Source organism: Burkholderia sp. APQ4-4ca (assembly GCF_057837105.1).
In genome coordinates this window covers 1-21,896 of sequence record NZ_JBYQCG010000140.1, presented here as the reverse complement: position 1 = coordinate 21,896, position 21,896 = coordinate 1, and the positions used below count along the sequence as shown (strand labels likewise).

The following is a 21,896-nucleotide window of genomic DNA, read 5'->3' as shown; positions in this document are numbered from 1 at the left end:
GCAAGCACAGAATAGGCGTCGCGGCCCTGGCGTCGCGCACAGTCATGTCAGCCATAGAAATCCGTCACGTCAAGAAGCGCTACAAGTCGCTTCAGGCGCTCAAGGGCGTCAGCCTGTCGGTCGAGGAAGGCGAGTTTTTCGGTCTGCTCGGCCCCAACGGCGCAGGCAAGACCACGCTCATCAGTATCCTCGCCGGGCTCGCCCGGGCCGACGAAGGCAGTATCTCGGTGCGCGGTCACGACGTCGTCCAGGACTTCCGCAACGCGCGGCGCGCGCTCGGCGTCGTGCCGCAGGAACTCGTTTTCGACCCGTTCTTCACCGTCCGCGAGACGCTGCGGATCCAGTCCGGCTATTTCGGGCTGCGCCGCAACGACGACTGGATCGACGAAGTGATGGCCAATCTCGATCTGACCGAGAAAGCCGACGCGAACATGCGCGCGCTGTCGGGCGGGATGAAGCGCCGCGTGCTCGTCGCGCAGGCGCTCGTGCACCGGCCGCCGGTGATCGTGCTCGACGAGCCGACCGCCGGCGTCGACGTCGAATTGCGTCAGACGCTGTGGAAGTTCATCTCGCGCCTGAACCGCGAGGGTCACACGATCGTGCTGACCACCCATTACCTCGAGGAAGCCGAGTCGCTGTGCGACCGCATCGCGATGCTGCGCCGCGGCGAAGTCGTCGCGCTCGACCGCACCGACGCGCTGCTGCGCCGCTTCGCGGGCCTGCAGCTGTACCTGCGGTTCGCGACCGGCGCGCTGCCGGCCGAGCTGCGCGGGCTGGAGACCGACCCGGCCGCGCGCGCGCCGGGCGAGCACCTGCTGCGCCTCGCGAGCTACGACGAAGTCGAACGCATCCTCGCGCAATGCCGCGCGGCCGGCTGCACGTTCGACGAGATCGAGGTCCGCAAGGCCGACCTCGAGGATGTGTTCGTCCAGATAATGAATGGCGCCGAGGTGATCGAGGGTCTGGCATGAATCAACACTCCCCACGCGAACTGCGTTCGCTGTCGCTCGAAGGGGCGGCCCGGCGCGTGCCGGGAAGCGGGTTCAGAACGCTGTTCTACAAGGAACTGCTGCGTTTCTGGAAGGTGTCGTTCCAGACGGTGCTCGCGCCGATCGTCACCGCGCTGCTCTATCTGACGATCTTCGGCCATGCGCTGTCGGGCCGCGTCGAGGTGTATCCGGGCGTCGAGTACGTGAGCTTTCTCGTGCCGGGCCTCGTGATGATGAGCGTGTTGCAGAACGCGTTCGCGAACAGCTCGTCGTCGCTGATCCAGTCGAAGATCACCGGCAACCTCGTGTTCATGCTGCTGCCGCCGCTGTCGTACCGCGACATCTTCGGCGCGTACGTGCTCGCGTCCGTCGTGCGCGGGCTCGCGGTCGGCACCGGCGTGTTCGTCGTGACGATCTGGTTTATCCCGATGCACTTCGCGGCGCCGTTGTTCATCATGGCGTTCGCGCTGCTCGGCTCGGCGATCCTCGGCACGCTCGGCCTGATCGCCGGGATCTGGGCCGAGAAGTTCGACCAGCTCGCCGCGTTCCAGAACTTCCTGATCATGCCGCTGACGTTCCTGTCCGGCGTGTTCTATTCGACGCACTCGCTGCCGCCCGTGTGGCGCGAAGTGTCGCGTCTCAACCCGTTTTTCTACATGATCGACGGCTTCCGTTTCGGGTTCTTCGGCGCGTCCGACATCAACCCGTTCGCGAGCCTCGCGATCGTCACCGGTTTCTTCGTGCTGCTCGCGCTGATCGCGATGCGGCTGCTCGCGACCGGCTACAAACTGCGTCATTGATATCGACAGGCCGCGGCTGCCCCCGGGCGGCGCGCGCCGACAGGAGCCTTACACCATGTTGCCGACTCCCGAACAGGTCAAGCAATACATCGCCGGCGGTCTCGCCTGCACGCATCTGGAAGTCGAAGGCGACGGCCAGCATTTCTTCGCGACGATCGTGTCGGCGGCCTTCGAAGGCAAGCGGCCGATCCAGCGGCACCAGCTCGTCTATGCGGCGCTCGGCGATCGCATGAAGCAGGAAATTCACGCGCTCAGCATGAAGACGCTGACGCCCGCCGAATGGCAGAACGCATAAACGGAAATCACTGAGTGCAAGTCACCGTCAACGAGCGCGACGCCGTCCAGAGCGTCGCCACGGCACACCCGGCCGCCAACGGGGAATCGCAGGGACAGGGGATGGACAAGCTCGTGATCGAAGGCGGCAAGCGCCTGTCGGGCGAGATCGTCGTGTCGGGCGCGAAGAACGCCGCGCTGCCGATCCTGTGCGCGGGGCTGCTCAGCGCCGAGCCGGTCGAGCTCGACAACGTGCCGAACCTGAAGGACGTGCGCACCACGCTGAAGGTGCTGAACCAGATGGGCGTGAAGAGCGAGACCGACGGCTGCCGCGTGCAGCTCGACGCGTCGCGCGTCGACAACCTCGTCGCGCCGTACGAGCTCGTGAAGACGATGCGCGCGTCGATCCTCGTGCTCGGGCCGCTGCTCGCGCGCTTCGGCGAGGCGAAGGTGTCGCTGCCGGGCGGCTGCGCGATCGGCGCGCGGCCGGTCGATCAGCACATCAAGGGCCTGCAGGCGATGGGCGCCGAGATCAGCATCGAGCACGGCTTCATCGAAGCGCGCGCGAAGCGCCTGAAGGGCGCGCGCATCGTGACCGACATGATCACGGTGACGGGCACCGAAAACCTGCTGATGGCCGCGACGCTCGCCGACGGCGAGACGGTGATCGAAAACGCCGCGCGCGAGCCGGAAGTGAGCGATCTCGCACACTTGCTGGTCGCGATGGGCGCGAAAATCGACGGCATCGGCACCGATCGCCTCGTGATCCAGGGCGTCGAGCGGCTGCACGGCGCGCGTCATTCGGTGATCCCCGACCGTATCGAGGCCGGCACGTTCCTGTGCGCGGTCGCGGCGGCCGGCGGCGACGTGATGCTGACGGGCGTGCGCCCGCACATCCTCGACGCGGTGATCGACAAGCTGCGCGAAGCCGGCGTGTCGATCGAGGAAGGCGACAGCTGGCTGCGCGTGAAGATGGACCGCCGCCCGTCGGCGGTGACGATCCGCACGTCGGAATACCCGGCGTTCCCGACCGACATGCAGGCGCAGTTCATGGCCCTCAATACGGTCGCGACGGGCACGGCGCAGGTCGTCGAAACCATTTTCGAGAATCGCTTCATGCATGTGCAGGAGTTGAACCGCCTCGGCGCGAACATCACGATCGACGGCAACACGGCGCTCGTGACCGGCGTCGACAAGCTGTCCGGCGCGAACGTGATGGCGACCGACCTGCGTGCGTCGGCGAGCCTCGTGATCGCCGGGCTGCGCGCGGACGGCGAAACGCTCGTCGATCGCATCTATCACCTGGACCGCGGTTACGACCGCATGGAAACCAAACTGACCGCCGTCGGCGCGAACGTGCGCCGCCTCTCCGGGAGCCAAGCATGACCGCGCCGCTGACCCTCGCCCTGTCGAAGGGCCGGATTTTCGAGGAAACCCTGCCGCTGCTGGCCGCCGCCGGCGTGCAGGTGGCCGAGGATCCGGAGACGTCGCGCAAGCTGATCCTGCCGACGACCGATCCGAACCTGCGCGTGATCATCGTGCGCGCGAGCGACGTGCCGACCTACGTCGAATACGGCGCGGCCGATTTCGGCGTGGCCGGCAAGGACGTGCTGGTCGAGCACGGCGGCTCGGGCCTGTACCAGCCGATCGATCTGAACATTGCGCGCTGCCGGATGTCGGTGGCCGTGTCCGCCGGTTTCGACTATGCGAACGCGGTGCGCCAGGGCGCGCGCCTGCGGGTCGCGACGAAATACGTCGAAACGGCGCGCGAACACTTCGCCGCGAAGGGCGTGCACGTCGACCTGATCAAGCTGTACGGCTCGATGGAGCTCGCGCCGCTGGTCGGGCTGGCCGACGCGATCGTCGACCTCGTCAGCTCGGGCGGCACGCTGAAGGCGAACAATCTGGTCGAGGTCGAGGAGATCATGGCGATCTCGTCGCGCCTCGTCGTGAACCAGGCCGCGCTCAAGCTGAAGCGCGCGGCGCTCAAGCCGATCCTCGACGCGTTCGAACGCGCGTCGCAGAATGGCGGTTGAGCGCATCACCGTAACGGAACTCCCATGGCCATCACCATCCGCAAGCTCGATTCGACGAACGAAGGCTTCGGCGCCGCGCTGCGCGCCGTGCTCGCGTTCGAGGCGAGCGAAGACGAAGCGATCGAGCAGTCGGTCGCGCAGATCCTCGCCGACGTGAAGTCGCGCGGCGACGCCGCGGTGCTCGAGTACACGAACCGTTTCGACCGGCTGAGCGCGAACAGCGTCGCCGCGCTCGAACTGCCGCAGGACGCGCTGCAGACCGCGCTCGACGGCCTCGCGCCGAAGGCGCGCGCGGCGCTGGAAGCGGCCGCGGCGCGCGTGCGCGCATACCACGAGAAGCAGAAGATCGAGTGCGGCACGCATAGCTGGCAGTACACGGAAAGCGACGGCACGGTGCTCGGCCAGAAGGTCACGCCGCTCGATCGCGTCGGCCTGTACGTGCCGGGCGGCAAGGCCGCGTATCCGTCGTCGGTGCTGATGAACGCGATTCCCGCGCGTGTCGCGGGGGTCGGCGAGATCGTGATGGTCGTGCCGACGCCGGACGGTGTGAAGAACGACCTCGTGCTCGCCGCGGCGCTGCTCGGCGGCGTCGATCGCGTGTTCACGATCGGCGGTGCGCAGGCGGTCGGCGCGCTCGCGTACGGTACGGCCACGGTGCCGGCCGTCGACAAGATCTGCGGCCCGGGCAACGCGTACGTCGCGTCGGCGAAGCGCCGCGTGTTCGGTACGGTCGGCATCGACATGATCGCCGGGCCGTCGGAAATCCTCGTGCTGTGCGACGGCACGACCGATCCGAACTGGGTCGCGATGGACCTGTTCTCGCAGGCCGAGCACGACGAACTCGCGCAGTCGATCCTGCTGTGCCCGGACGGCGCGTTCCTCGATCGCGTCGAGAAGGCGATCGGCGAACTGCTGCCGACGATGCCGCGCCAGGACGTGATCCGCGCGTCGCTCGAAGGCCGCGGCGCGCTGATCAAGGTGCGCGACATGGCCGAGGCGTGCCGGATTGCGAACGACATCGCGCCGGAACACCTCGAAATCTCGGCGCTCGAGCCGCAGCAATGGGGCCAGCAGATCCGCCACGCGGGCGCGATCTTCCTCGGCCGCTACACGAGCGAGAGCCTCGGCGACTACTGCGCGGGCCCGAACCACGTGCTGCCGACGTCGCGCACCGCGCGCTTCTCGTCGCCGCTCGGCGTGTACGACTTCATCAAGCGCTCGAGCCTGATCGAGGTCAGCGCGGAAGGCGCGCAGACGCTCGGCGAGATCGCGTCCGAGCTCGCCTACGGCGAAGGGCTGCAGGCGCATGCAAGGAGCGCCGAGTTCCGGATGAAGGGCTGACCGCGCAGGGCGCGCGGGCCGGGCGGGCGCCGAGGCGCCGGCCGCCCCGGATCGGGGCAGGGGACGAGCGCAGGGCGGCAGCCGCCGCCTTGCCGACCATTTGACGCCGGCGCGACGCACGCCGGCTTGAGATCATGACGACGCCACAAGACATCATCCGCCGTGACGTGCTCGCGATGACGAGCTATCCGGTTCCCGACGCGAGCGGGTTCGTGAAGCTCGACGCGATGGAGAACCCGTATTCGCTGCCGACGCCGCTCGCCGCGGCGCTCGGCGAGCGACTCGCGCAGGTCGCGCTGAACCGCTACCCGGCGCCGCGCCCGGCCGCGCTGCTCGACAAGCTGCGCCACGCGATGCGCGTGCCGGCCGGCTGCGACGTGCTGCTCGGCAACGGTTCCGACGAAATCATCAGCATGATCTCGGTCGCGTGCGCGAAGCCGGGCGCGAAAGTGCTCGCGCCGGTGCCGGGCTTCGTGATGTACGAGCTCTCGGCGAAGTTCGCGCAGCTCGAGTTCGTCGGCGTGCCGCTCAAGGCGGACCTGACGCTCGACGCCGACGCGCTGCTCGCGGCCATCGCCGAGCACCAGCCGGCGATCGTCTATCTCGCGTATCCGAACAACCCGACCGGCACGCTGTACGACGACGCCGACGTCGAGCGGATCGTCGCGGCCGCGCGGCACAGCCTGATCGTGATCGACGAGGCGTACCAGCCGTTCGCCGAGCGTTCGTGGCTGCCGCGCGCCGGCGAGTTCGACAACGTCGTTGTGATGCGCACGGTGTCGAAGCTCGGCCTCGCGGGCATCCGCCTCGGCTATCTCGTCGGCACGCCCGCGTGGCTGAACGAATTCGACAAGGTGCGCCCGCCGTACAACATCAACGTGCTGACCCAGGCGACCGCCGATTTCCTGCTCGATCACCTCGACGTGCTCGATGCGCAGGCGGCCGAATTGCGTGCGGAACGCGCGCGCCTCGCGCAGGCGGTGGCCGCGCTGCCGGGCGCGACGGTGTTCCCGAGCGCCGGCAATTTCCTGCTGGTGCGCGTGCCGGACGCCGCCGCCGTGTTCGATGCGCTGCTCACCGAGCGGGTGCTGGTCAAAAACGTGAGTAAAATGCATCCGTTACTGGCCGAATGCGTGCGGCTGACCGTCGGTTCTCCCGACGAAAACGCCCGCCTGCTGGCCGCCTTGAAACTCGCGCTGCCCGGTTGAGCCCAGGGCGCGGCGGCGCGCGACGATCAATCCCCATTTACATCAGACTCAATCAAGGAATTGCCATGCGTGTGGCGGAAGTCGTTCGCAATACCAGCGAAACGCAGATCCGTGTGAAGCTCGATCTCGACGGCACCGGCCAGCAGAAGCTGGCCACCGGCGTGCCGTTTCTCGATCATATGCTCGACCAGATCGCGCGGCACGGTCTGGTCGATCTCGAGGTCGAAGCGCATGGCGACACGCATATCGACGATCACCACACGGTCGAGGATGTCGGCATCACGCTCGGTCAGGCTGTCGCGAAGGCGATCGGCGACCGCAAGGGCATCCGCCGCTACGGCCATTCGTACGTGCCGCTCGACGAGGCGCTGTCGCGCGTCGTGATCGACTTCTCGGGCCGGCCGGGCCTCGAATTCCACGTGCCGTTCACGCGGGCGCGGATCGGCACGTTCGACGTGGACCTGTCGATCGAATTCTTCCGCGGGTTCGTGAACCACGCGGGCGTCACGCTGCACATCGACAACCTGCGCGGGATCAACGCGCACCATCAGCTCGAGACGGTGTTCAAGGCCTTCGGCCGCGCGCTGCGCGCGGCGGTGGAGCTCGACGAGCGCGCGGCGGGGCAGATTCCGTCGACCAAAGGCAGCCTCTAACTTCCGAACGGACGACGTCAAGGACAACCTCACGGCTTCGGCGCGGCGCGCCGGCTTGCGATGGATCTGCTCAAATCGTTCATTTCGCTGCTCGCGCTGATCAATCCGGTCGGCGCGGTGCCGTTCTTCCTGAGCCTGACGGCGCAGCAGACGGACGACGAGCGGCGGCGCACGATCCGGATCGCATCGGTGTCGGTGTTCTGCGTGATGACGGTGACCGCGCTGCTCGGGCAGCAGATCATCAACTTCTTCGGCATTTCGGTCGGGTCGCTCGAAGTGGGCGGCGGGATCATCATGCTGCTGATGGCGATCAACATGCTGAACGCGCAGATCGGCAACACGCGATCGACGCCGGAGGAGCGCCACGAAGCCGAGCTGAAGGACAACATCGCGGTCGTGCCGCTGGCGATTCCGCTGCTCACGGGCCCCGGCTCGATCAGCACGGTGATCATCTATGCGGCGAACGCGCATCACTGGTATGAACGGGCCGGGCTGGTCGCGATCGGCGCGGTCCTGGCTTTTCTGTGTTTCGTCGCGATGCGGCTCGCCGAGCCGATCGCGACCTGGATCGGCCGCACCGGCATCAACATCGCCACGCGGCTGATGGGTCTGATGCTGTCGGCGCTGGCGGTGGAATTCATCGTCAATGGACTGAGGGCGCTACTGCCTGCACTGAGATGAAAACTTCGATTGCGATTGTGGATTATGGGATGGGCAACCTGCGCTCGGTCGCGCAGGCGCTCAAGAAGGCCGAACCGGCCGCCGACGTGGCGATCGTCGACACGCCGGCCGCGATTCGCGCGGCCGATCGCGTCGTGCTGCCCGGCCAGGGCGCGATGCCCGACTGCATGCGCTGCCTCGGTGAATCGGGCCTGCAGGAGGCCGTGATCGAGGCGTCGCGCACGAAGCCGCTGCTCGGCGTGTGCGTCGGCGAGCAGATGCTGTTCGACTGGAGCGCGGAAGGCGACACGAAGGGCCTCGGCCTGTTGCCCGGCAAGGTCGTGCGCTTCGAGCTCGACGGCCGCGTGCAGGACGACGGCTCGCGCTTCAAGGTGCCGCAGATGGGCTGGAACCGCGTACGCCAGGCGCGGCCGCACCCGCTGTGGGACGGCGTGCCCGACGACGCGTATTTCTACTTCGTGCACAGCTATTACGTGAGCCCGGACAACCCGGCGCACACGGTCGGCGAAACGGCCTACGGCGCGCCGTTTACGTCCGCGGTCGCGCGGGACAACATCTTCGCGACCCAATTCCATCCGGAGAAAAGCGCGGAGGTCGGGTTGCGTCTGTATCGCAACTTCGTACACTGGAAGCCGTAAAACGTGGTGCGCCAGCCACAGTCGACCTGGCCGAACGGCCTGTCACGTATGGCGCACAAGCTTAAGCACCGAAAGAGTTGTACTAAACTAGCGAGACGGCGCGGCACCGGTTTGGCCGGTACGCGCCTGATTCTTTTCATTTTCCACGACGACACCCGATTGCTATGTTGCTGATTCCGGCCATCGACCTCAAAGACGGTCAGTGTGTGCGCCTCAAACAGGGCGATATGGACCAGGCCACGATTTTCTCCGAGGACCCGGCGGCGATGGCCCGCAAATGGGTCGATCTCGGCGCCCGGCGGCTCCATCTCGTCGACCTGAACGGCGCATTCGCCGGCAAGCCGAAGAACCTCGAGGCGATCGAAGCGATCCTCGACGAAGTCGGCGACGAAATCCCCGTCCAGCTCGGCGGCGGCATCCGCAGCCTCGAGACGATCGAGAAGTATCTCGACGCCGGCCTGTCCTACGTGATCATCGGCACGGCGGCCGTGAAGAACCCGGGCTTCCTGCAGGACGCGTGCACCGCGTTTTCCGGCAGCATCATCGTCGGGCTGGACGCGAAGGACGGCAAGGTCGCGACCGACGGCTGGAGCAAGCTGACCGGCCACGAGGTGATCGATCTCGCGAAGAAGTTCGAGGACTACGGCGTCGAATCGATCGTCTACACGGACATCGGCCGCGACGGGATGCTGCAGGGCATCAACATCGACGCGACCGTGAAGCTCGCGCAGGCGGTCGGCATCCCGGTGATCGCGTCGGGCGGCCTGTCGAACCTCACGGACATCGAGAGCCTGTGCGAAGTGGAAGAGCACGGCGTCGAAGGCGTGATCTGCGGCCGGGCGATCTATTCCGGCGATCTCGATTTCGCGGCCGCGCAAAAGCGCGCGGACGAACTGAACGGCGAACTCGACAACGCGTAACCGCGATCGTCCCGTTCGCCGGGGCTGCCCGCGGGCGGCCCCGACCGGAAGCCTCGCGCGAGGCTTCCGCAACCGGCCGTCCCAGCGCGGCATTTGGCGCAACATCATGGCTCTAGCTAAACGCATCATCCCCTGCCTGGACGTGACCGCCGGGCGTGTCGTCAAGGGCGTCAATTTCGTCGAGCTGCGCGACGCCGGCGACCCGGTCGAAATCGCCCGCCGCTACGACGACCAGGGTGCCGACGAACTGACCTTCCTCGACATCACCGCGACGTCCGACCAGCGCGACCTGATCCTGCCGATCATCGAAGCCGTCGCGTCGCAGGTCTTCATTCCGCTGACCGTCGGCGGCGGCGTGCGCGCCGTCGAGGACGTGCGGCGCCTGCTGAACGCGGGCGCGGACAAGGTCAGCATGAATTCGTCGGCGGTCGCGAACCCGCAGCTCGTGCGCGATGCGGCCGACAAGTACGGCTCGCAGTGCATCGTCGTCGCGATCGACGCGAAGCGCGTGTCGGCCGACGGCGAGACGCCGCGCTGGGAAGTGTTCACGCACGGCGGCCGCAAGAACACGGGCCTCGACGCGATCGAATGGGCGCGCAAGATGGCCGAGCTCGGCGCGGGCGAGATCCTGCTCACGAGCATGGACCGCGACGGCACGAAATCGGGCTTCGACCTCGCGCTCACGCGCGGCGTGTCGGACGCGGTGCCGGTGCCGGTGATCGCATCGGGCGGCGTCGGCTGCCTGCAGGATCTCGCGGACGGCATCAAGGACGGCCGCGCCGACGCGGTGCTGGCCGCGAGCATCTTCCACTACGGCGAGCACACGGTCGGCGAGGCGAAGCGCTTCATGGCCGACCAGGGCATCGCGGTGAGGCTGTGATGAATACCGAAACGAAATCCGTGCCCGCGTGGCTCGACAAGGTCCGCTGGGACGACAACGGCCTCGTGCCGGTGATCGCGCAGGAAGCGTCGACGAACGACGTGCTGATGTTCGCGTGGATGAACCGGGAGGCGCTCGCGAAGACGATCGAGACGCAGCGCGCGGTCTACTATTCGCGTTCGCGCAAGCGCCTGTGGTTCAAGGGCGAGGAGTCGGGCCACGTGCAGCACGTGCACGAGGTGCGGCTCGACTGCGACGAGGACGTCGTGCTGCTGAAGGTCGAGCAGGTGTCGGGCATCGCGTGCCACACCGGCCGGCATTCGTGCTTCTTCCAGAAATTCGAAGGTACGGTGGACAGCGGCGACTGGGTCGCGGTCGAGCCGGTGCTGAAAGACCCCGAACACATCTACAAATGACGCAATCGACCGAAGACACGCTGCTGCGCCTCGCGGCCGTGATCGACAGCCGCAAGGGCGGCGATCCCGATCAATCGTACGTATCGCGCCTGTTCCACAAGGGCGACGACGCGGTGCTGAAGAAGATCGGCGAAGAGGCGACGGAAGTCGTGCTGGCCGCGAAGGACGTGCGCCAGGGCGGCGCGCCGAGCGCGCTCGTCGGCGAGGTGGCCGACCTGTGGTTCCACTGCCTCGTGATGCTGTCGCATTTCGACCTCAGCCCGGCGGACGTGATCGCCGAACTCGAGCGCCGCGAAGGCTTGTCGGGCATCGAGGAAAAAGCGCTGCGCAAGCGCCGCGAGCGCGAGGAAAACGGCGGATGACGAACAGGCCCGCCGCGGTGGCAACAGTGCGGTAAGCTGTAAGAATTGTCATCTAACGGGGGTAGCATCATGAACGATACGTCGAATCAGTTTCCGACGCCGGCGGTGGCGGGGGCCGCGGATGCCGAACGCCTGAACGGTTTGCGCACGCTGACCCACGTGCTGTACGGCCTCTATGCGATTCACTGGCTGACGGGCGGCGTCACGGGCATCATCGCGATCATCATCAACTACGTGAAGCGCGGCGACGTGGCCGGCACGCCGTACGCCGATCACTTCGAGTGGCAGATCCGCACGTTCTGGCGCGCGCTGATCGCTTACGTGATCGGGTTCGCGCTGATGTTCGTGGTGGTGGGATTCGTGATCATGTTTGTCACGTGGATTTGGACGCTGTACCGTATCATCAAGGGTTGGCTGTACCTGAACGACAACAAGACGCTCGATCCGCAGGCGTGGTTCTGACCGGCGGCACGCGGGCGTTTGCAGGAGCAACATGAGTCATGATCCGAATTGCCTGTTCTGCAAGATCGCGGCAGGCGAGATCCCGAGCACGAAGGTGTACGAGGACGACGAATTCGTCGCGTTCCGCGACATCCGCCCGGCGGCCGACACGCACGTGCTCGTGATTCCGCGCCGGCACCTGCCGACGCTGTCCGCGGCGGTCGACGCCGATGCGCCGATGCTCGGCCGGCTGATGTTGCTCGTCGCGCGTCTGGCCGACCAGCTCGGCGTCGCGTATACGGGCGGCGAAACCGGTTTTCGCACGGTGATCAACACGGGCCCGGGCGGCGGGCAGGAGGTCTACCACTTGCACGCGCATATCCTGGCTGGCCCGCGCCCGTGGCAGCGGATGGGTTGACGCAGCGGGGCGTTTCCCCGCATCGATAGTCGAAGCCGGCGCGTCGCCGGCGATTTACGCCGCACCGCGGCGTGGTTGAGGAGAGGTTTCATCATGGGTGGATTGAGCATTTGGCACTGGCTGATCGTGCTGCTGATCGTCGCGCTGGTTTTCGGTACGAAGAAGCTGCGCAACATCGGCAACGACCTCGGCAGCGCCGTGAAGGGTTTCAAGGACGGCATGAAGGAAGGCGAGACGCCGGCCGATGCGCAGCAACTGCCGCGCTCGGGCGCGGTCGACGTCAACGCGAAGGAAACGACGCGTTCCGATTCGAACAAGGCGTAACGCCGGCACGCTGACAGGCATTCGCGATGCTGGATCTCGGTCTTTCGAAGATGGCGCTGATCGGCGTCGTCGCGCTCGTGGTGCTCGGCCCCGAGCGCCTGCCGCGCGTCGCGCGTACGGCGGGCGCGCTGTTCGGCCGCGCGCAGCGGTACATCAACGACGTGAAGGCCGAGGTCTCGCGCGAAATCGAACTCGACGCGCTGCGGACGATGAAGACCGATTTCGAATCGGCCGCGCGCAATGTCGAGACGACGATTCACGACAACCTGCGCGAGCACGAGAAGGCACTGAACGACACGTGGCATTCCGCGGTCGGCGGTGTCGAAGAAGGCTCGGTCGATGCCGGCACGTACGGTAGCGACACGCCCGCGGCGCCGTCGTGGCGTGGCGGCAGCACGGCCGCGCTTGCGCCGAAGCGTCGCAACTGGCGCGTCAAGCAGGCGGCGACGCCTGTCTGGTACAAGCGCGCGACCACCCGCCGCACGCACGTGCAGTCGGGCGCCGCGCGTGTCGCGCGCCACCAGCCGGCCAGCCTGCGCCGGCCGACGCGCTTCTTCTGAGCCGAGCGCATGCTCGCTCGTCAATCCTACCGAGGGCCGGTGTGAGCGACCCCCAGCAGAACCCGGGCGACGCCCCGGAAGAAACCTTCATTTCCCATCTCGTCGAGCTTCGCGATCGCATCATTCGCGCGGGGCTGGCCGTGATCGTCGTGTTCGTCGGGCTCGTCTACTGGGCGCCGGACATCTTCAGGCTGCTCGCGCGGCCGTTGATGGAGAACCTGCCGAAAGACGGCAAGATGATCGTCACCGACGTCACCGGCTCGTTCTTCGTGCCGATGAAGGTCACGATGCTCGTCGCGCTCGTGATCGCGCTGCCGGTCGTGCTGTACCAGATCTGGGCGTTCGTCGCGCCGGGGCTGTACCAGCACGAGAAGAAGCTCGTCACGCCGCTCGTCGGCAGCAGCTACGTGCTGTTCCTGTGCGGGATGGCGTTCGCGTACTTCCTCGTGTTCCCGACGATCTTCCGCGTGATGGCGCACTACAACGCGCCGCTCGGTGCCGAGATGACCACCGACATCGACAACTACCTGAGCTTCGTGCTGGGGATGTTCATCGCGTTCGGGGTCACGTTCGAGGTGCCGATCGTCGTCGTGCTGCTCGTCCGGATGGGCGTGCTGTCCCTGAAGAAGCTGAAGGAGATGCGGCCGTACGTGATCGTCGGCGCATTCGTGGTCGCGGCGGTCGTGACCCCGCCGGACGTGTTCTCGCAACTGATGCTCGCGCTGCCGCTGATCGTGCTGTTCGAGATCGGGCTCCTGGCCGCGCGATTCTTCGTGCCGAAGAAGCCGGTAGAAGAGGGTGAGGCGGGCAACGGCGAAGCCGCGAGTTGACGGGGGGCGCGGCGCCGGGGCGGCTTTCCGGCCCGGCCGAAGGGCCCGGCACCGCGCTGGGCCGCCAGCCAGCGCATCGCGAAGCGACCTTCCGGCACCGGTCGTCGTTTGAAGCAAAGCAAAAGGGCAGCCCCGGCTGCCCTTTTCCGTTTCCGCGTCGCGTCATGACCGGCAGGCGGTGCCGCCCGCTGAACCTCATTCGCTATCGCCGTCCTGCTCGTCGAGCGTCTGTTTCGGCGGCGGCGGGCGCTTGCCGATCACGACGTTCAAGTCGAATTGCTTACCCTTGCGTACGACGTGCACCTTGGTCGGCGTGCCAGGCTTGATCTGCGCGACGGTGTTCAGCAGCTTGGTCGTGTCGGTGATTTCGTCGCCGTTGACGCTCACCAGGATGTCGCCCGGCTTGATGCCGGCCTTGTCGGCCGGGCCGCCCTGCAGCACGCCCGCGACGATCGCGCCCGATTTCTGCTGGAGCCCGAACGACTCGGCGATCTCCGGCGTAACGTCCTGCGGCTCGACGCCGATCCAGCCGCGCGTGACCGAGCCCGACGTGATGATGCTTTCAAGCACCGTGCGCGCGGTCGAGACCGGAATCGCGAAACCGATGCCGAGCGAGCCGCCCGAGCGCGAGTAGATCGCCGTGTTGATGCCGAGCAGGTTGCCGTTCACGTCGACCAGCGCGCCGCCGGAGTTGCCGGGGTTGATCGGCGCGTCGGTCTGGATGAAGTTCTCGAACGTGTTGATGCCGAGGTGGTTGCGGCCGAGCGCGCTGATGATCCCCATCGTGACCGTCTGGCCGACGCCGAACGGGTTGCCGATCGCGAGCACGACGTCGCCGACGCGCGACTGGTCGGAGCGGCCGAGCGTGATCGTCGGCAGGTTCGTCATGTTGATCTTCAGCACCGCGAGATCGGTTTCGGGATCGCTGCCGATCACTTTCGCGGTGCTCGTGCGGCCATCGGCGAGCGCGACTTCGATCTGGTCGGCGCCGTCGACGACGTGCTGGTTCGTTAGAATGTAACCTTCAGGGCTCACGATAACGCCCGAGCCGAGGTTGGCGGCCGGCTCGTCCTGCTGTTTGCGGGCGTTGCGGTCGCCGAAGAAGTAACGGAACAGCGGATCCTTCGCGCGCGGGTCGGGCGGCAGCGAGCCGTCCTTGCTGGAGAACACGTTGACGACGGCCGGCATCGCCTTCTGCGCGGCTTCGGCATACGACGTGGTCGCCGGTGCGCCGCCGATACCGGGCGCGACTTCGCGCAGCGCGACGATCGGCGTGGCGAGCTGCTTGCCGAGCTGTCCTTGCCGTTGCAGCCATTGCGGCTTGAGCGTCACGACGATGAACATCAGCGCGAGCAGTACGGTCACCGCCTGCGCGAAGAACAGCCAGAAGCGTCTAAGCATCTGAATGGATTAGAGGTTTATATGGATCGGATCGAACTCGAATTGTACTTGAACAATACCCTTGAAACCGCGCGCTTCAAGGACTATTGCCCGAACGGCCTCCAGGTCGAAGGGCGCCGCAAGATCGAGAAGATCGCCACCGGCGTGACGGCGTCGGTCGCGTTTCTCGAAGCCGCGCTCGAATGGGGGGCGGATGCCGTGCTCGTCCATCACGGCTATTTCTGGCGCAACGAGGCGCCGCAGATCACCGGCCGCAAGTATCAGCGGCTGAAGCTGCTGCTCGCGAACGACCTGAACCTGTTCGCGTTTCACCTGCCGCTCGACGCGCATCCCCAGTTCGGCAACAACGCGCAGCTCGGCGAAAAGCTCGGCCTGATCGGCGAGCAGCGTTTCGGCGAAGGCGATCTCGGCTGGATGGCGACGCTGCCGATGCCCGTCACGCTCGAGCACTTCGTCGCGAAGGTCGAGCGCACGCTGGGCCGCACGCCGCTCGTGCTCGGCGATCCCGACACGCAGCTGCGCCGCATCGCGTGGTGCACGGGCGCCGCGCAGAGCTATTTCGACGCGGCGATCGATGCCGGCGCCGACGTGTTCCTGACCGGCGAGGTGTCCGAGTCGACCACGCACGCGGCGGCCGAGAGCGGTGTCGCGTTCGTTGCGGCGGGGCACCATGCGACCGAGCGCTACGGAATCCAGGCGCTGGGGCGCCACTTGTCCGAGGAATTCGATCTCGAACACCTTTTTATCGATATTCATAATCCGGTCTGAGCGACGGATTTGCGGCGGTGCATCGAAATTTCTCAATGTAGCATCCACTTAAAAGAGAAATGATTTAATCGCTCCGATAGTGGGGGATAACCCTTAACTATCAAACACTTCGAAGGGATTTTCATCTCCGGGCCTTGTAAATGGCGACTCCATTCGCGCAAACTAGCGGCGGAATGGAAAGTCGTGACGGAAAATCCAACTCAGAAGTGGGGCGTGTGATGCGAGACAAGGAAGAGAAACGCGTCGACAGCGGCCGCCGTACCTGGCTGATTGCGACATCCGTAGCAGGTGGCGTAGGAGGCGTCGCCACCGTCATACCTTTCGCGGCGTCGCTTGCGCCGTCCGCGAAAGCGAAAGCGGCCGGTGCACCGGTCGAGGTCGATATCAGCGGCCTGAAGCCCGGCGAAATGGTCACCGTGCCGTGGCGCGGCAAACCCGTCTGGATCCTGAATCGCACCGATGCGATGCTGTCCGACGTGGTCAAGGCCGACAAGGAAGTGGCCGATCCGACCACGAAATCCCCGTATTCGATGCCGTTGCCCGCGTATTGCGCGAACGAATATCGGTCGCGGGCCGATCGCAAGAACATTCTCGTCGTGATGGCCGTGTGTACGCATCTCGGCTGCACGCCCAGCCAACGCTTCACGCCGGGTCCGCAGCCGAACCTGCCGGACGACTGGCCGGGCGGCTTCCTGTGCCCGTGCCACGGTTCGACCTACGATCTCGCCGGCCGCGTGTTCAAGAACAAGCCGGCGCCTCAGAATCTCGACATCCCGCCCTACATGTTCACGTCGGCGACGACCCTCGTGATCGGCAAGGACGAGAAAGGAGAAGCGTGATGGCCGCCGACAACAAGGAAGTCTCCACGACAGGTTTCACCGGCTGGATCGACCAGCGCTTCCCGCTCACCTCCACCTGGAAGAAGCACGTATCCGAGTACTACGCGCCGAAGAACTTCAACTTCTGGTACTTCTTCGGCTCCCTCGCGCTGCTGGTGCTCGTCAACCAGATCGTCACGGGCATCTTCCTGACGATGAACTACAAGCCCGACTCGACGCTCGCGTTCGCGTCGGTCGAGTACATCATGCGCGAGGTGCCGTGGGGCTGGCTGATCCGCTACATGCACTCGACCGGTGCATCGATGTTCTTCGTGGTCGTGTACCTGCACATGTTCCGCGGGCTGCTGTACGGCTCGTACCGCAAGCCGCGCGAGCTCGTCTGGATCTTCGGCTGCGCGATCTTCCTGTGCCTGATGGCCGAGGCGTTCTTCGGCTATCTGCTGCCGTGGGGCCAGATGTCGTTCTGGGGCGCGCAGGTGATCGTGAACCTGTTCTCGGCGATCCCGTTCGTCGGCCCGGACCTGTCGCTGTGGATTCGCGGTGACTACGTCGTGTCCGACGTCACGCTGAACCGCTTCTTCGCGTTCCACGTGATCGCGATCCCGCTCGTGCTGGTCGGCCTCGTCGTCGCGCACCTGGTCGCGCTGCACGAAGTCGGGTCGAACAACCCGGACGGCATCGAAATCAAGGCGAAGAAGGACGAGAACGGCATCCCGCTCGACGGCATCCCGTTCCACCCGTACTACTCGGTGCACGATTTCCTCGGCGTGTGCGTGTTCCTGATGGTGTTCGCGCTGATCGTGTTCTTCTCGCCGGAGATGGGCGGCTACTTCCTCGAGGCGAACAACTTCGTCCCGGCGAACCCGCTGCAGACGCCGCCCGAGATCGCGCCGGTCTGGTACTTCACCGCGTTCTACGCGATGCTGCGCGCCACCACCGACCCGTTCAAGATCGTGCTGATGATCGTGATCGCGCTGCTCGGCGTGCTCGCGCTGATCCGCGCGCGCGGCAAGTGGAAGATCGGGCTGCCGGTGCTGGCCGCCGCGATCGTCGTGTTCATGTATCTGACGGAGTCGAAGTTCTGGGGCGTCGTCGTGATGGGCTCGGCGGTGATCACGCTGTTCTTCCTGCCGTGGCTCGACCGCAGCCCGGTGAAGTCGATCCGCTACCGGCCGCTGTTCCACAAGGTGTTCCTCGGGATCTTCGTCGCGGCGTTCCTGACCCTTGCGTTCCTCGGCACGCGGCCGCCCTCGCCGGCGGCGACGCTGATCGCGCAGTTCTGCGCGTTGATCTACTTCGCGTTCTTCCTCGGCATGCCCGTCTGGACGCCGCTTGGCACGTTCAAGCAGCCGCCGGAACGGGTGCGCTTCAAGCCCCATTAACGTGAGCGAGGAGAGAACGACATGAAGAAACTGCTTTCGACACTCGCGCTGATCGGGGCGACCGCCTGTGCGCTGCTGGCGGCGCCGGCCGTGCGGGCGGAAGGTAATTTTCCGCTCGACCGGGCGCCCGATAACACGGAAAATCTCGTTTCGCTTCAGCACGGCGCGCAATTGTTTGTAAACTATTGCCTGAACTGCCACAGCGCGAACCTGATGCGCTACAACCGTCTGACGGATCTGGGCATATCCCAGAAGGAGATCGAAACGAATCTCCTGTTCACGACCGACAAGGTCGGGAACACGATGTCCGTCGCGATGCGGCCCGACGACGCGAAGAACTGGCTCGGCACCACGCCGCCCGACCTGTCGGTCGAGGAGCGGGCGCGCGGCCGCGACTGGCTGTACACGTATCTGCGAAGCTTCTACCGCGACGATACGCGGCCGACCGGCTGGAACAACGCGGTGTTCGAGAATGTCGGCATGCCCCATGTGTTGTGGCAACTGCAGGGGCAGCGCGTTGCCAAATTCGAAGACAAGACGGACGAGGAGACGGGCGAGAAGGTCCACACGCTCGTCGGCTTCCAGCAGGTCACGCCGGGCACGCTGTCGTCGCCCGACTACGATGCTGCGGTGGCCGACTTGGTGGCCTATATGACATGGATGTCCGAGCCGGCCCAGCAGACCCGCAAACGCCTCGGCGTGTGGGTGCTGATCTTTCTCGGTGTCCTGACTTTCCTGGCCTGGCGGCTGAATGCCGCGTACTGGAAAGATATCAAGTAAACACGCCTGACCGGCGTGGGGCCGGCGCAAGGCGGAACCCGTGAAAGGGGTTTCGCCGCGTGCCGGCCCTCGGCTTTTTTGAGGAAACGCAAATATGATGGTTCTGTATTCCGGCACAACTTGCCCGTTCTCCCAGCGTTGCCGGCTGGTGCTGTTCGAGAAGGGCATGGACTTCGAAATCCGCGACGTCGACCTGTTCAACAAGCCGGAAGACATTTCGGTGATGAACCCGTACGGTCAGGTGCCGATCCTGGTCGAGCGCGACCTGATCCTGTACGAATCGAACATCATCAACGAGTACATCGACGAGCGCTTCCCGCATCCGCAACTGATGCCGGCCGACCCGGTGCAGCGCGCCCGTGCGCGCCTGTTCCTGCTCAACTTCGAGAAAGAACTGTTCGTCCACGTCAGCACGCTCGAGAACGAGAAGGGCAAGGCGGCGGAGAAGAATCACGAGAAGGCACGCCTCGCGATCCGCGATCGCCTGACGCAGCTCGCGCCGATCTTCGTGAAGAACAAGTACATGCTCGGCGAAGAGTTCTCGATGCTCGACGTCGCGATCGCACCGCTGCTGTGGCGCCTGGATCACTACGGCATCGAGCTGTCGAAGAACGCCGCGCCGCTGATGAAGTACGCCGAACGGATCTTCAGCCGTCCGGCCTACATCGAAGCACTGACGCCGTCCGAAAAGGTCATGCGTCGTTAATGTTGCAATGAAGGCATGACGGAGCGGGTGGCGGCGTGCCGCGCACCCGCTCCGGGTTCGAGGATTGTGATGCAAGAGATTTCAACGAAGCCTTATCTGCTGCGCGCGTTGTACGAGTGGTGCACCGATAACGGTTACACGCCGCATATCGCGGTGAGGGTCGACAACTCGACGCGCGTGCCGCGTCAGTTCGTGCGTGACGGCGAGATCGTGCTCAACATCAGCTTCGAGGCGACGAGCCAGTTGCAGATGGGTAACGAGTGGATCGAGTTCACGGCCCGGTTCTCCGGGAAGGCGCACAAGATCGAGATTCCGGTTGCCAACGTGCTCGCGATCTATGCGCGCGAGAACGGGCAGGGCATGGCGTTCCAGGTCGATGCGGTCGCAGGCGAAGGCGAGGATTCGGGCGCGTTCGACGATGATGCCGTGCAAGCTGATGACGCGCAGCGTGACGAGTCCGTATCGCCGTTGGCGCCCGTCGCCGACAGCGGCGCGAACGAGGAACCGTCCGAAGGCGCCGACGAACCGCCGAAAACCGACGGCGACGGCTCGAAAGGCGGCAGCAGACCTCGCCTCAAGATCGTGAAATGAGGTAGAATCTCGCGCTACGCCGGCTTAGCTCATCTGGTAGAGCAGTTGATTTGTAATCATCAGGTGGCGGGTTCGAGTCCTGCAGCCGGCACCAAACACTAGTATCAAGTAGTTCCGGGAAGTCCCAAAACCCGCGTCCAGCCTAGCGCTGACGCGGGTTTTTCGTTTCTGGAAGTGCCGAGTGGAACCGGGGCATCCCGAAAATTTGGGGGTAAGATTCGGGGTATGACTTCCCGGATTTGGGGGTATGCCGTACCCCCGACGAATAATGAAAACCAAACCTCTTACCGACGCCAAGTGCCGCAACGCTAGATTCGATGAGGCGGGGGGAAACAAACTCTTCGACGGCGGCGGCCTGTATCTCGATCTGCGCTCCAGTGGTTCGAAGAAATGGCGGCTCAAATACCGGTTCAATGGCAAAGAAAACCTGCTGACGTTCGGCGACTATCCCGCGACGTCGCTCGCCGATGCTCGGTCGAGGCGTGACGAAGCGAAGCGGCTGTTAGCGGAAGGGAAGAACCCTGCGTTCGAGCGTGACGTCGAGAAGCAGACTCGCGCCATTGCCGCACAGAACACCTTCGAGGCCGTCGCGCTCGAGTGGTACGAGGCGCAGCAAGCGACATGGAGTGCTTCGCACGCGAACCGAGTCAAGAAACAGCTCGATCGCGAGGTGTTTCCCCTGATCGGCCAGCGTCCGATTTCTTCGATCGGCGCACCGGATTTGCTCGCGGTCATTCGACGAATCGAAGGTCGAGAGGCGTTCGAGACTGCACGCAAGACGTTGCAGACATGCGGCCAAGTCTTTCGCTATGCCGTTGCAACGAGCCGTGCCGAGCGAGATCCGTCGCCGGACCTGCGAGGTGCATTGAAGGCGGTGCCCGTCAAGCATATGGCGCGAGTCGGCGAAAACGAGTTGCCGGAGTTGCTTCGCTCGATCGCTTCCTATGAAGGCGAGCCCGAGACCCGGCTCGCTCTGCGATTCCTGGCATTGACGTTCGTTCGCACCATCGAGCTGCGGCAGGCCGAGTGGACGGAGATCGACTTAGAGCGCCGAGAGTGGCGCATTCCGGCCGAGAAGATGAAGATGCGCCGCGTGCATATCGTGCCGCTCGCCGAGCAGACGATCGCACTGCTTTCCGAGCTGCGCGCGCTGACGGGCCACCGTCGCTGGCTGTTCCCGAACAGCCGTAGACCGTTGCAGCAGATGAGCGAGAACACGATTCTGTACGCTCTATACCGGATGGGCTATCGCAGTCGCATGACCGGGCACGGGTTCCGTGGCCTTGCCTCAACGATCTTGAACGAGAAGGGCTTCAATTCTGACTGGATCGAGCGTCAGCTCGCGCACTCCGAGCAGGACGGTGTGCGGGCGGCATACAACCACGCCGAGTATCTGTCCGAGCGCCATCGCATGATGCAGTGGTGGGCGGACTATCTCGACAAACAGGGTGGGGCGAAGATCATCCCAATCGCGGCGGCAAGATAGACCCGTGCCGCCACACGTATGACCCCCTTGTCACGCCCCTCCCACCATTGTCCAGTACTTGGTCAGACGCTACCGACTCCCTGCATTTCGGTATGAATATGACCCCCCTTGGCGTCTCTGGGGTAGAGAAAAAGCGCGGGTGTGAGCCCCCGCGTCTTTGCCCTAGACGCAGG

General features: G+C 65.3%; 27 protein-coding genes and 1 tRNA gene. 27 read left to right on the top strand and 1 reads right to left on the bottom strand.

The window, feature by feature from the left end:
• The first annotated feature begins 44 nt into the window (after positions 1 to 44).
• The 19 genes from AC3IFE_RS17620 to tatC all read left to right on the top strand — a co-directional run bounded on the left by AC3IFE_RS17620 (position 45) and on the right by tatC (position 13,770).
• The gene (locus AC3IFE_RS17620; RefSeq protein WP_089466494.1) at positions 45 to 971 is read left to right on the top strand and encodes an ABC transporter ATP-binding protein; all 927 of its coding nucleotides are present in this window, start codon (positions 45 to 47) and stop codon (positions 969 to 971) included.
• Complete coding sequence (locus tag AC3IFE_RS17615; protein ID WP_256979550.1) at positions 968 to 1,789, top strand: ABC transporter permease; 822 nt, start codon at positions 968 to 970, stop codon at positions 1,787 to 1,789. Before AC3IFE_RS17620 ends, AC3IFE_RS17615 begins: the two co-directional genes overlap by 4 nt.
• 55 nt (positions 1,790 to 1,844) lie before the next feature.
• Positions 1,845 to 2,084 (top strand): BolA family protein, encoded by a 240-nt coding sequence (locus tag AC3IFE_RS17610; RefSeq protein ID WP_006477131.1) that lies wholly within the window; start codon positions 1,845 to 1,847, stop codon positions 2,082 to 2,084.
• Between the two features lie 101 nt (positions 2,085 to 2,185).
• The gene (gene murA, locus AC3IFE_RS17605) at positions 2,186 to 3,448 is read left to right on the top strand and encodes a UDP-N-acetylglucosamine 1-carboxyvinyltransferase (protein ID WP_489191355.1); all 1,263 of its coding nucleotides are present in this window, start codon (positions 2,186 to 2,188) and stop codon (positions 3,446 to 3,448) included.
• Positions 3,445 to 4,098: an ATP phosphoribosyltransferase gene (gene hisG, locus AC3IFE_RS17600; protein WP_050013128.1), complete on the top strand. Its 654-nt coding sequence runs from the start codon at positions 3,445 to 3,447 to the stop codon at positions 4,096 to 4,098. The genes murA and hisG overlap by 4 nt, the downstream gene beginning before the upstream one ends.
• Before the next feature lie 24 nt (positions 4,099 to 4,122).
• The gene (gene hisD / locus AC3IFE_RS17595; protein ID WP_489191343.1) at positions 4,123 to 5,439 is read left to right on the top strand and encodes a histidinol dehydrogenase; all 1,317 of its coding nucleotides are present in this window, start codon (positions 4,123 to 4,125) and stop codon (positions 5,437 to 5,439) included.
• Between the two features lie 134 nt (positions 5,440 to 5,573).
• Positions 5,574 to 6,647, top strand: a complete 1,074-nt coding sequence (hisC, locus tag AC3IFE_RS17590; protein ID WP_489191342.1) for a histidinol-phosphate transaminase — start codon at positions 5,574 to 5,576, stop codon at positions 6,645 to 6,647.
• Between the two features lie 65 nt (positions 6,648 to 6,712).
• Positions 6,713 to 7,300 (top strand): imidazoleglycerol-phosphate dehydratase HisB, encoded by a 588-nt coding sequence (hisB, locus tag AC3IFE_RS17585; protein WP_006477126.1) that lies wholly within the window; start codon positions 6,713 to 6,715, stop codon positions 7,298 to 7,300.
• Between the two features lie 60 nt (positions 7,301 to 7,360).
• Positions 7,361 to 7,981 (top strand): YchE family NAAT transporter, encoded by a 621-nt coding sequence (locus AC3IFE_RS17580; protein WP_050013125.1) that lies wholly within the window; start codon positions 7,361 to 7,363, stop codon positions 7,979 to 7,981.
• Positions 7,978 to 8,619: an imidazole glycerol phosphate synthase subunit HisH gene (gene hisH, locus AC3IFE_RS17575; protein WP_301738947.1), complete on the top strand. Its 642-nt coding sequence runs from the start codon at positions 7,978 to 7,980 to the stop codon at positions 8,617 to 8,619. The genes AC3IFE_RS17580 and hisH overlap by 4 nt, the downstream gene beginning before the upstream one ends.
• Before the next feature lie 164 nt (positions 8,620 to 8,783).
• The gene (gene hisA, locus AC3IFE_RS17570) at positions 8,784 to 9,539 is read left to right on the top strand and encodes a 1-(5-phosphoribosyl)-5-[(5-phosphoribosylamino)methylideneamino]imidazole-4-carboxamide isomerase (protein WP_006477123.1); all 756 of its coding nucleotides are present in this window, start codon (positions 8,784 to 8,786) and stop codon (positions 9,537 to 9,539) included.
• Positions 9,540 to 9,645: 106 nt separating this feature from the next.
• Positions 9,646 to 10,419 carry an imidazole glycerol phosphate synthase subunit HisF gene (gene hisF, locus AC3IFE_RS17565; RefSeq protein WP_089466500.1) on the top strand — a complete coding sequence of 258 codons (774 nt, stop codon included), beginning with the start codon at positions 9,646 to 9,648 and terminating at the stop codon, positions 10,417 to 10,419.
• Positions 10,419 to 10,835: a phosphoribosyl-AMP cyclohydrolase gene (hisI, locus tag AC3IFE_RS17560; protein ID WP_069619436.1), complete on the top strand. Its 417-nt coding sequence runs from the start codon at positions 10,419 to 10,421 to the stop codon at positions 10,833 to 10,835. Before hisF ends, hisI begins: the two co-directional genes overlap by 1 nt.
• Positions 10,832 to 11,197 (top strand): phosphoribosyl-ATP diphosphatase, encoded by a 366-nt coding sequence (locus AC3IFE_RS17555; protein WP_011546603.1) that lies wholly within the window; start codon positions 10,832 to 10,834, stop codon positions 11,195 to 11,197. Before hisI ends, AC3IFE_RS17555 begins: the two co-directional genes overlap by 4 nt.
• A gap of 69 nt (positions 11,198 to 11,266) precedes the next feature.
• Positions 11,267 to 11,659, top strand: a complete 393-nt coding sequence (locus AC3IFE_RS17550; protein WP_089466501.1) for a DUF4870 family protein — start codon at positions 11,267 to 11,269, stop codon at positions 11,657 to 11,659.
• A gap of 31 nt (positions 11,660 to 11,690) precedes the next feature.
• On the top strand, positions 11,691 to 12,056 hold the full coding sequence (locus AC3IFE_RS17545; protein WP_489191339.1) for a histidine triad nucleotide-binding protein: 366 nt from the start codon (positions 11,691 to 11,693) through the stop codon (positions 12,054 to 12,056).
• A 93-nt stretch (positions 12,057 to 12,149) separates the two neighbouring features.
• Complete coding sequence (gene tatA / locus AC3IFE_RS17540; protein ID WP_006477115.1) at positions 12,150 to 12,380, top strand: Sec-independent protein translocase subunit TatA; 231 nt, start codon at positions 12,150 to 12,152, stop codon at positions 12,378 to 12,380.
• A gap of 26 nt (positions 12,381 to 12,406) precedes the next feature.
• The gene (gene tatB, locus AC3IFE_RS17535; protein ID WP_489191338.1) at positions 12,407 to 12,940 is read left to right on the top strand and encodes a Sec-independent protein translocase protein TatB; all 534 of its coding nucleotides are present in this window, start codon (positions 12,407 to 12,409) and stop codon (positions 12,938 to 12,940) included.
• A 41-nt stretch (positions 12,941 to 12,981) separates the two neighbouring features.
• Positions 12,982 to 13,770: a twin-arginine translocase subunit TatC gene (tatC, locus tag AC3IFE_RS17530; RefSeq protein ID WP_301738949.1), complete on the top strand. Its 789-nt coding sequence runs from the start codon at positions 12,982 to 12,984 to the stop codon at positions 13,768 to 13,770.
• A 195-nt stretch (positions 13,771 to 13,965) separates the two neighbouring features.
• Here the strand turns inward: tatC and AC3IFE_RS17525 are convergent, their stop codons facing one another.
• Positions 13,966 to 15,171 carry a Do family serine endopeptidase gene (locus AC3IFE_RS17525; protein ID WP_089466504.1) on the bottom strand — a complete coding sequence of 402 codons (1,206 nt, stop codon included), beginning with the start codon at positions 15,169 to 15,171 and terminating at the stop codon, positions 13,966 to 13,968.
• Between the two features lie 21 nt (positions 15,172 to 15,192).
• On the opposite strand from AC3IFE_RS17525, the gene AC3IFE_RS17520 reads away from it, so the two are divergent.
• The 8 genes from AC3IFE_RS17520 to AC3IFE_RS17485 all read left to right on the top strand — a co-directional run bounded on the left by AC3IFE_RS17520 (position 15,193) and on the right by AC3IFE_RS17485 (position 21,723).
• Positions 15,193 to 15,939, top strand: a complete 747-nt coding sequence (locus AC3IFE_RS17520; RefSeq protein ID WP_089466505.1) for a Nif3-like dinuclear metal center hexameric protein — start codon at positions 15,193 to 15,195, stop codon at positions 15,937 to 15,939.
• 218 nt (positions 15,940 to 16,157) lie between these two features.
• Positions 16,158 to 16,778 carry a ubiquinol-cytochrome c reductase iron-sulfur subunit gene (gene petA / locus AC3IFE_RS17515; protein WP_089466506.1) on the top strand — a complete coding sequence of 207 codons (621 nt, stop codon included), beginning with the start codon at positions 16,158 to 16,160 and terminating at the stop codon, positions 16,776 to 16,778.
• Positions 16,778 to 18,160 (top strand): cytochrome b, encoded by a 1,383-nt coding sequence (locus AC3IFE_RS17510; RefSeq protein ID WP_089466507.1) that lies wholly within the window; start codon positions 16,778 to 16,780, stop codon positions 18,158 to 18,160. Before petA ends, AC3IFE_RS17510 begins: the two co-directional genes overlap by 1 nt.
• A gap of 21 nt (positions 18,161 to 18,181) precedes the next feature.
• The gene (locus AC3IFE_RS17505) at positions 18,182 to 18,940 is read left to right on the top strand and encodes a cytochrome c1 (protein ID WP_301738951.1); all 759 of its coding nucleotides are present in this window, start codon (positions 18,182 to 18,184) and stop codon (positions 18,938 to 18,940) included.
• 94 nt (positions 18,941 to 19,034) lie between these two features.
• A complete protein-coding gene (locus tag AC3IFE_RS17500; protein WP_006400565.1) occupies positions 19,035 to 19,646 on the top strand; it encodes a glutathione S-transferase N-terminal domain-containing protein in 612 nt (203 codons plus the stop codon).
• 69 nt (positions 19,647 to 19,715) lie between these two features.
• On the top strand, positions 19,716 to 20,237 hold the full coding sequence (locus AC3IFE_RS17495; protein WP_489191336.1) for a ClpXP protease specificity-enhancing factor: 522 nt from the start codon (positions 19,716 to 19,718) through the stop codon (positions 20,235 to 20,237).
• An 18-nt stretch (positions 20,238 to 20,255) separates the two neighbouring features.
• Positions 20,256 to 20,331, top strand: a tRNA-Thr gene (locus AC3IFE_RS17490).
• A 174-nt stretch (positions 20,332 to 20,505) separates the two neighbouring features.
• Positions 20,506 to 21,723 (top strand): tyrosine-type recombinase/integrase, encoded by a 1,218-nt coding sequence (locus AC3IFE_RS17485; RefSeq protein WP_025404679.1) that lies wholly within the window; start codon positions 20,506 to 20,508, stop codon positions 21,721 to 21,723.
• Positions 21,724 to 21,896 lie beyond the last annotated feature (173 nt).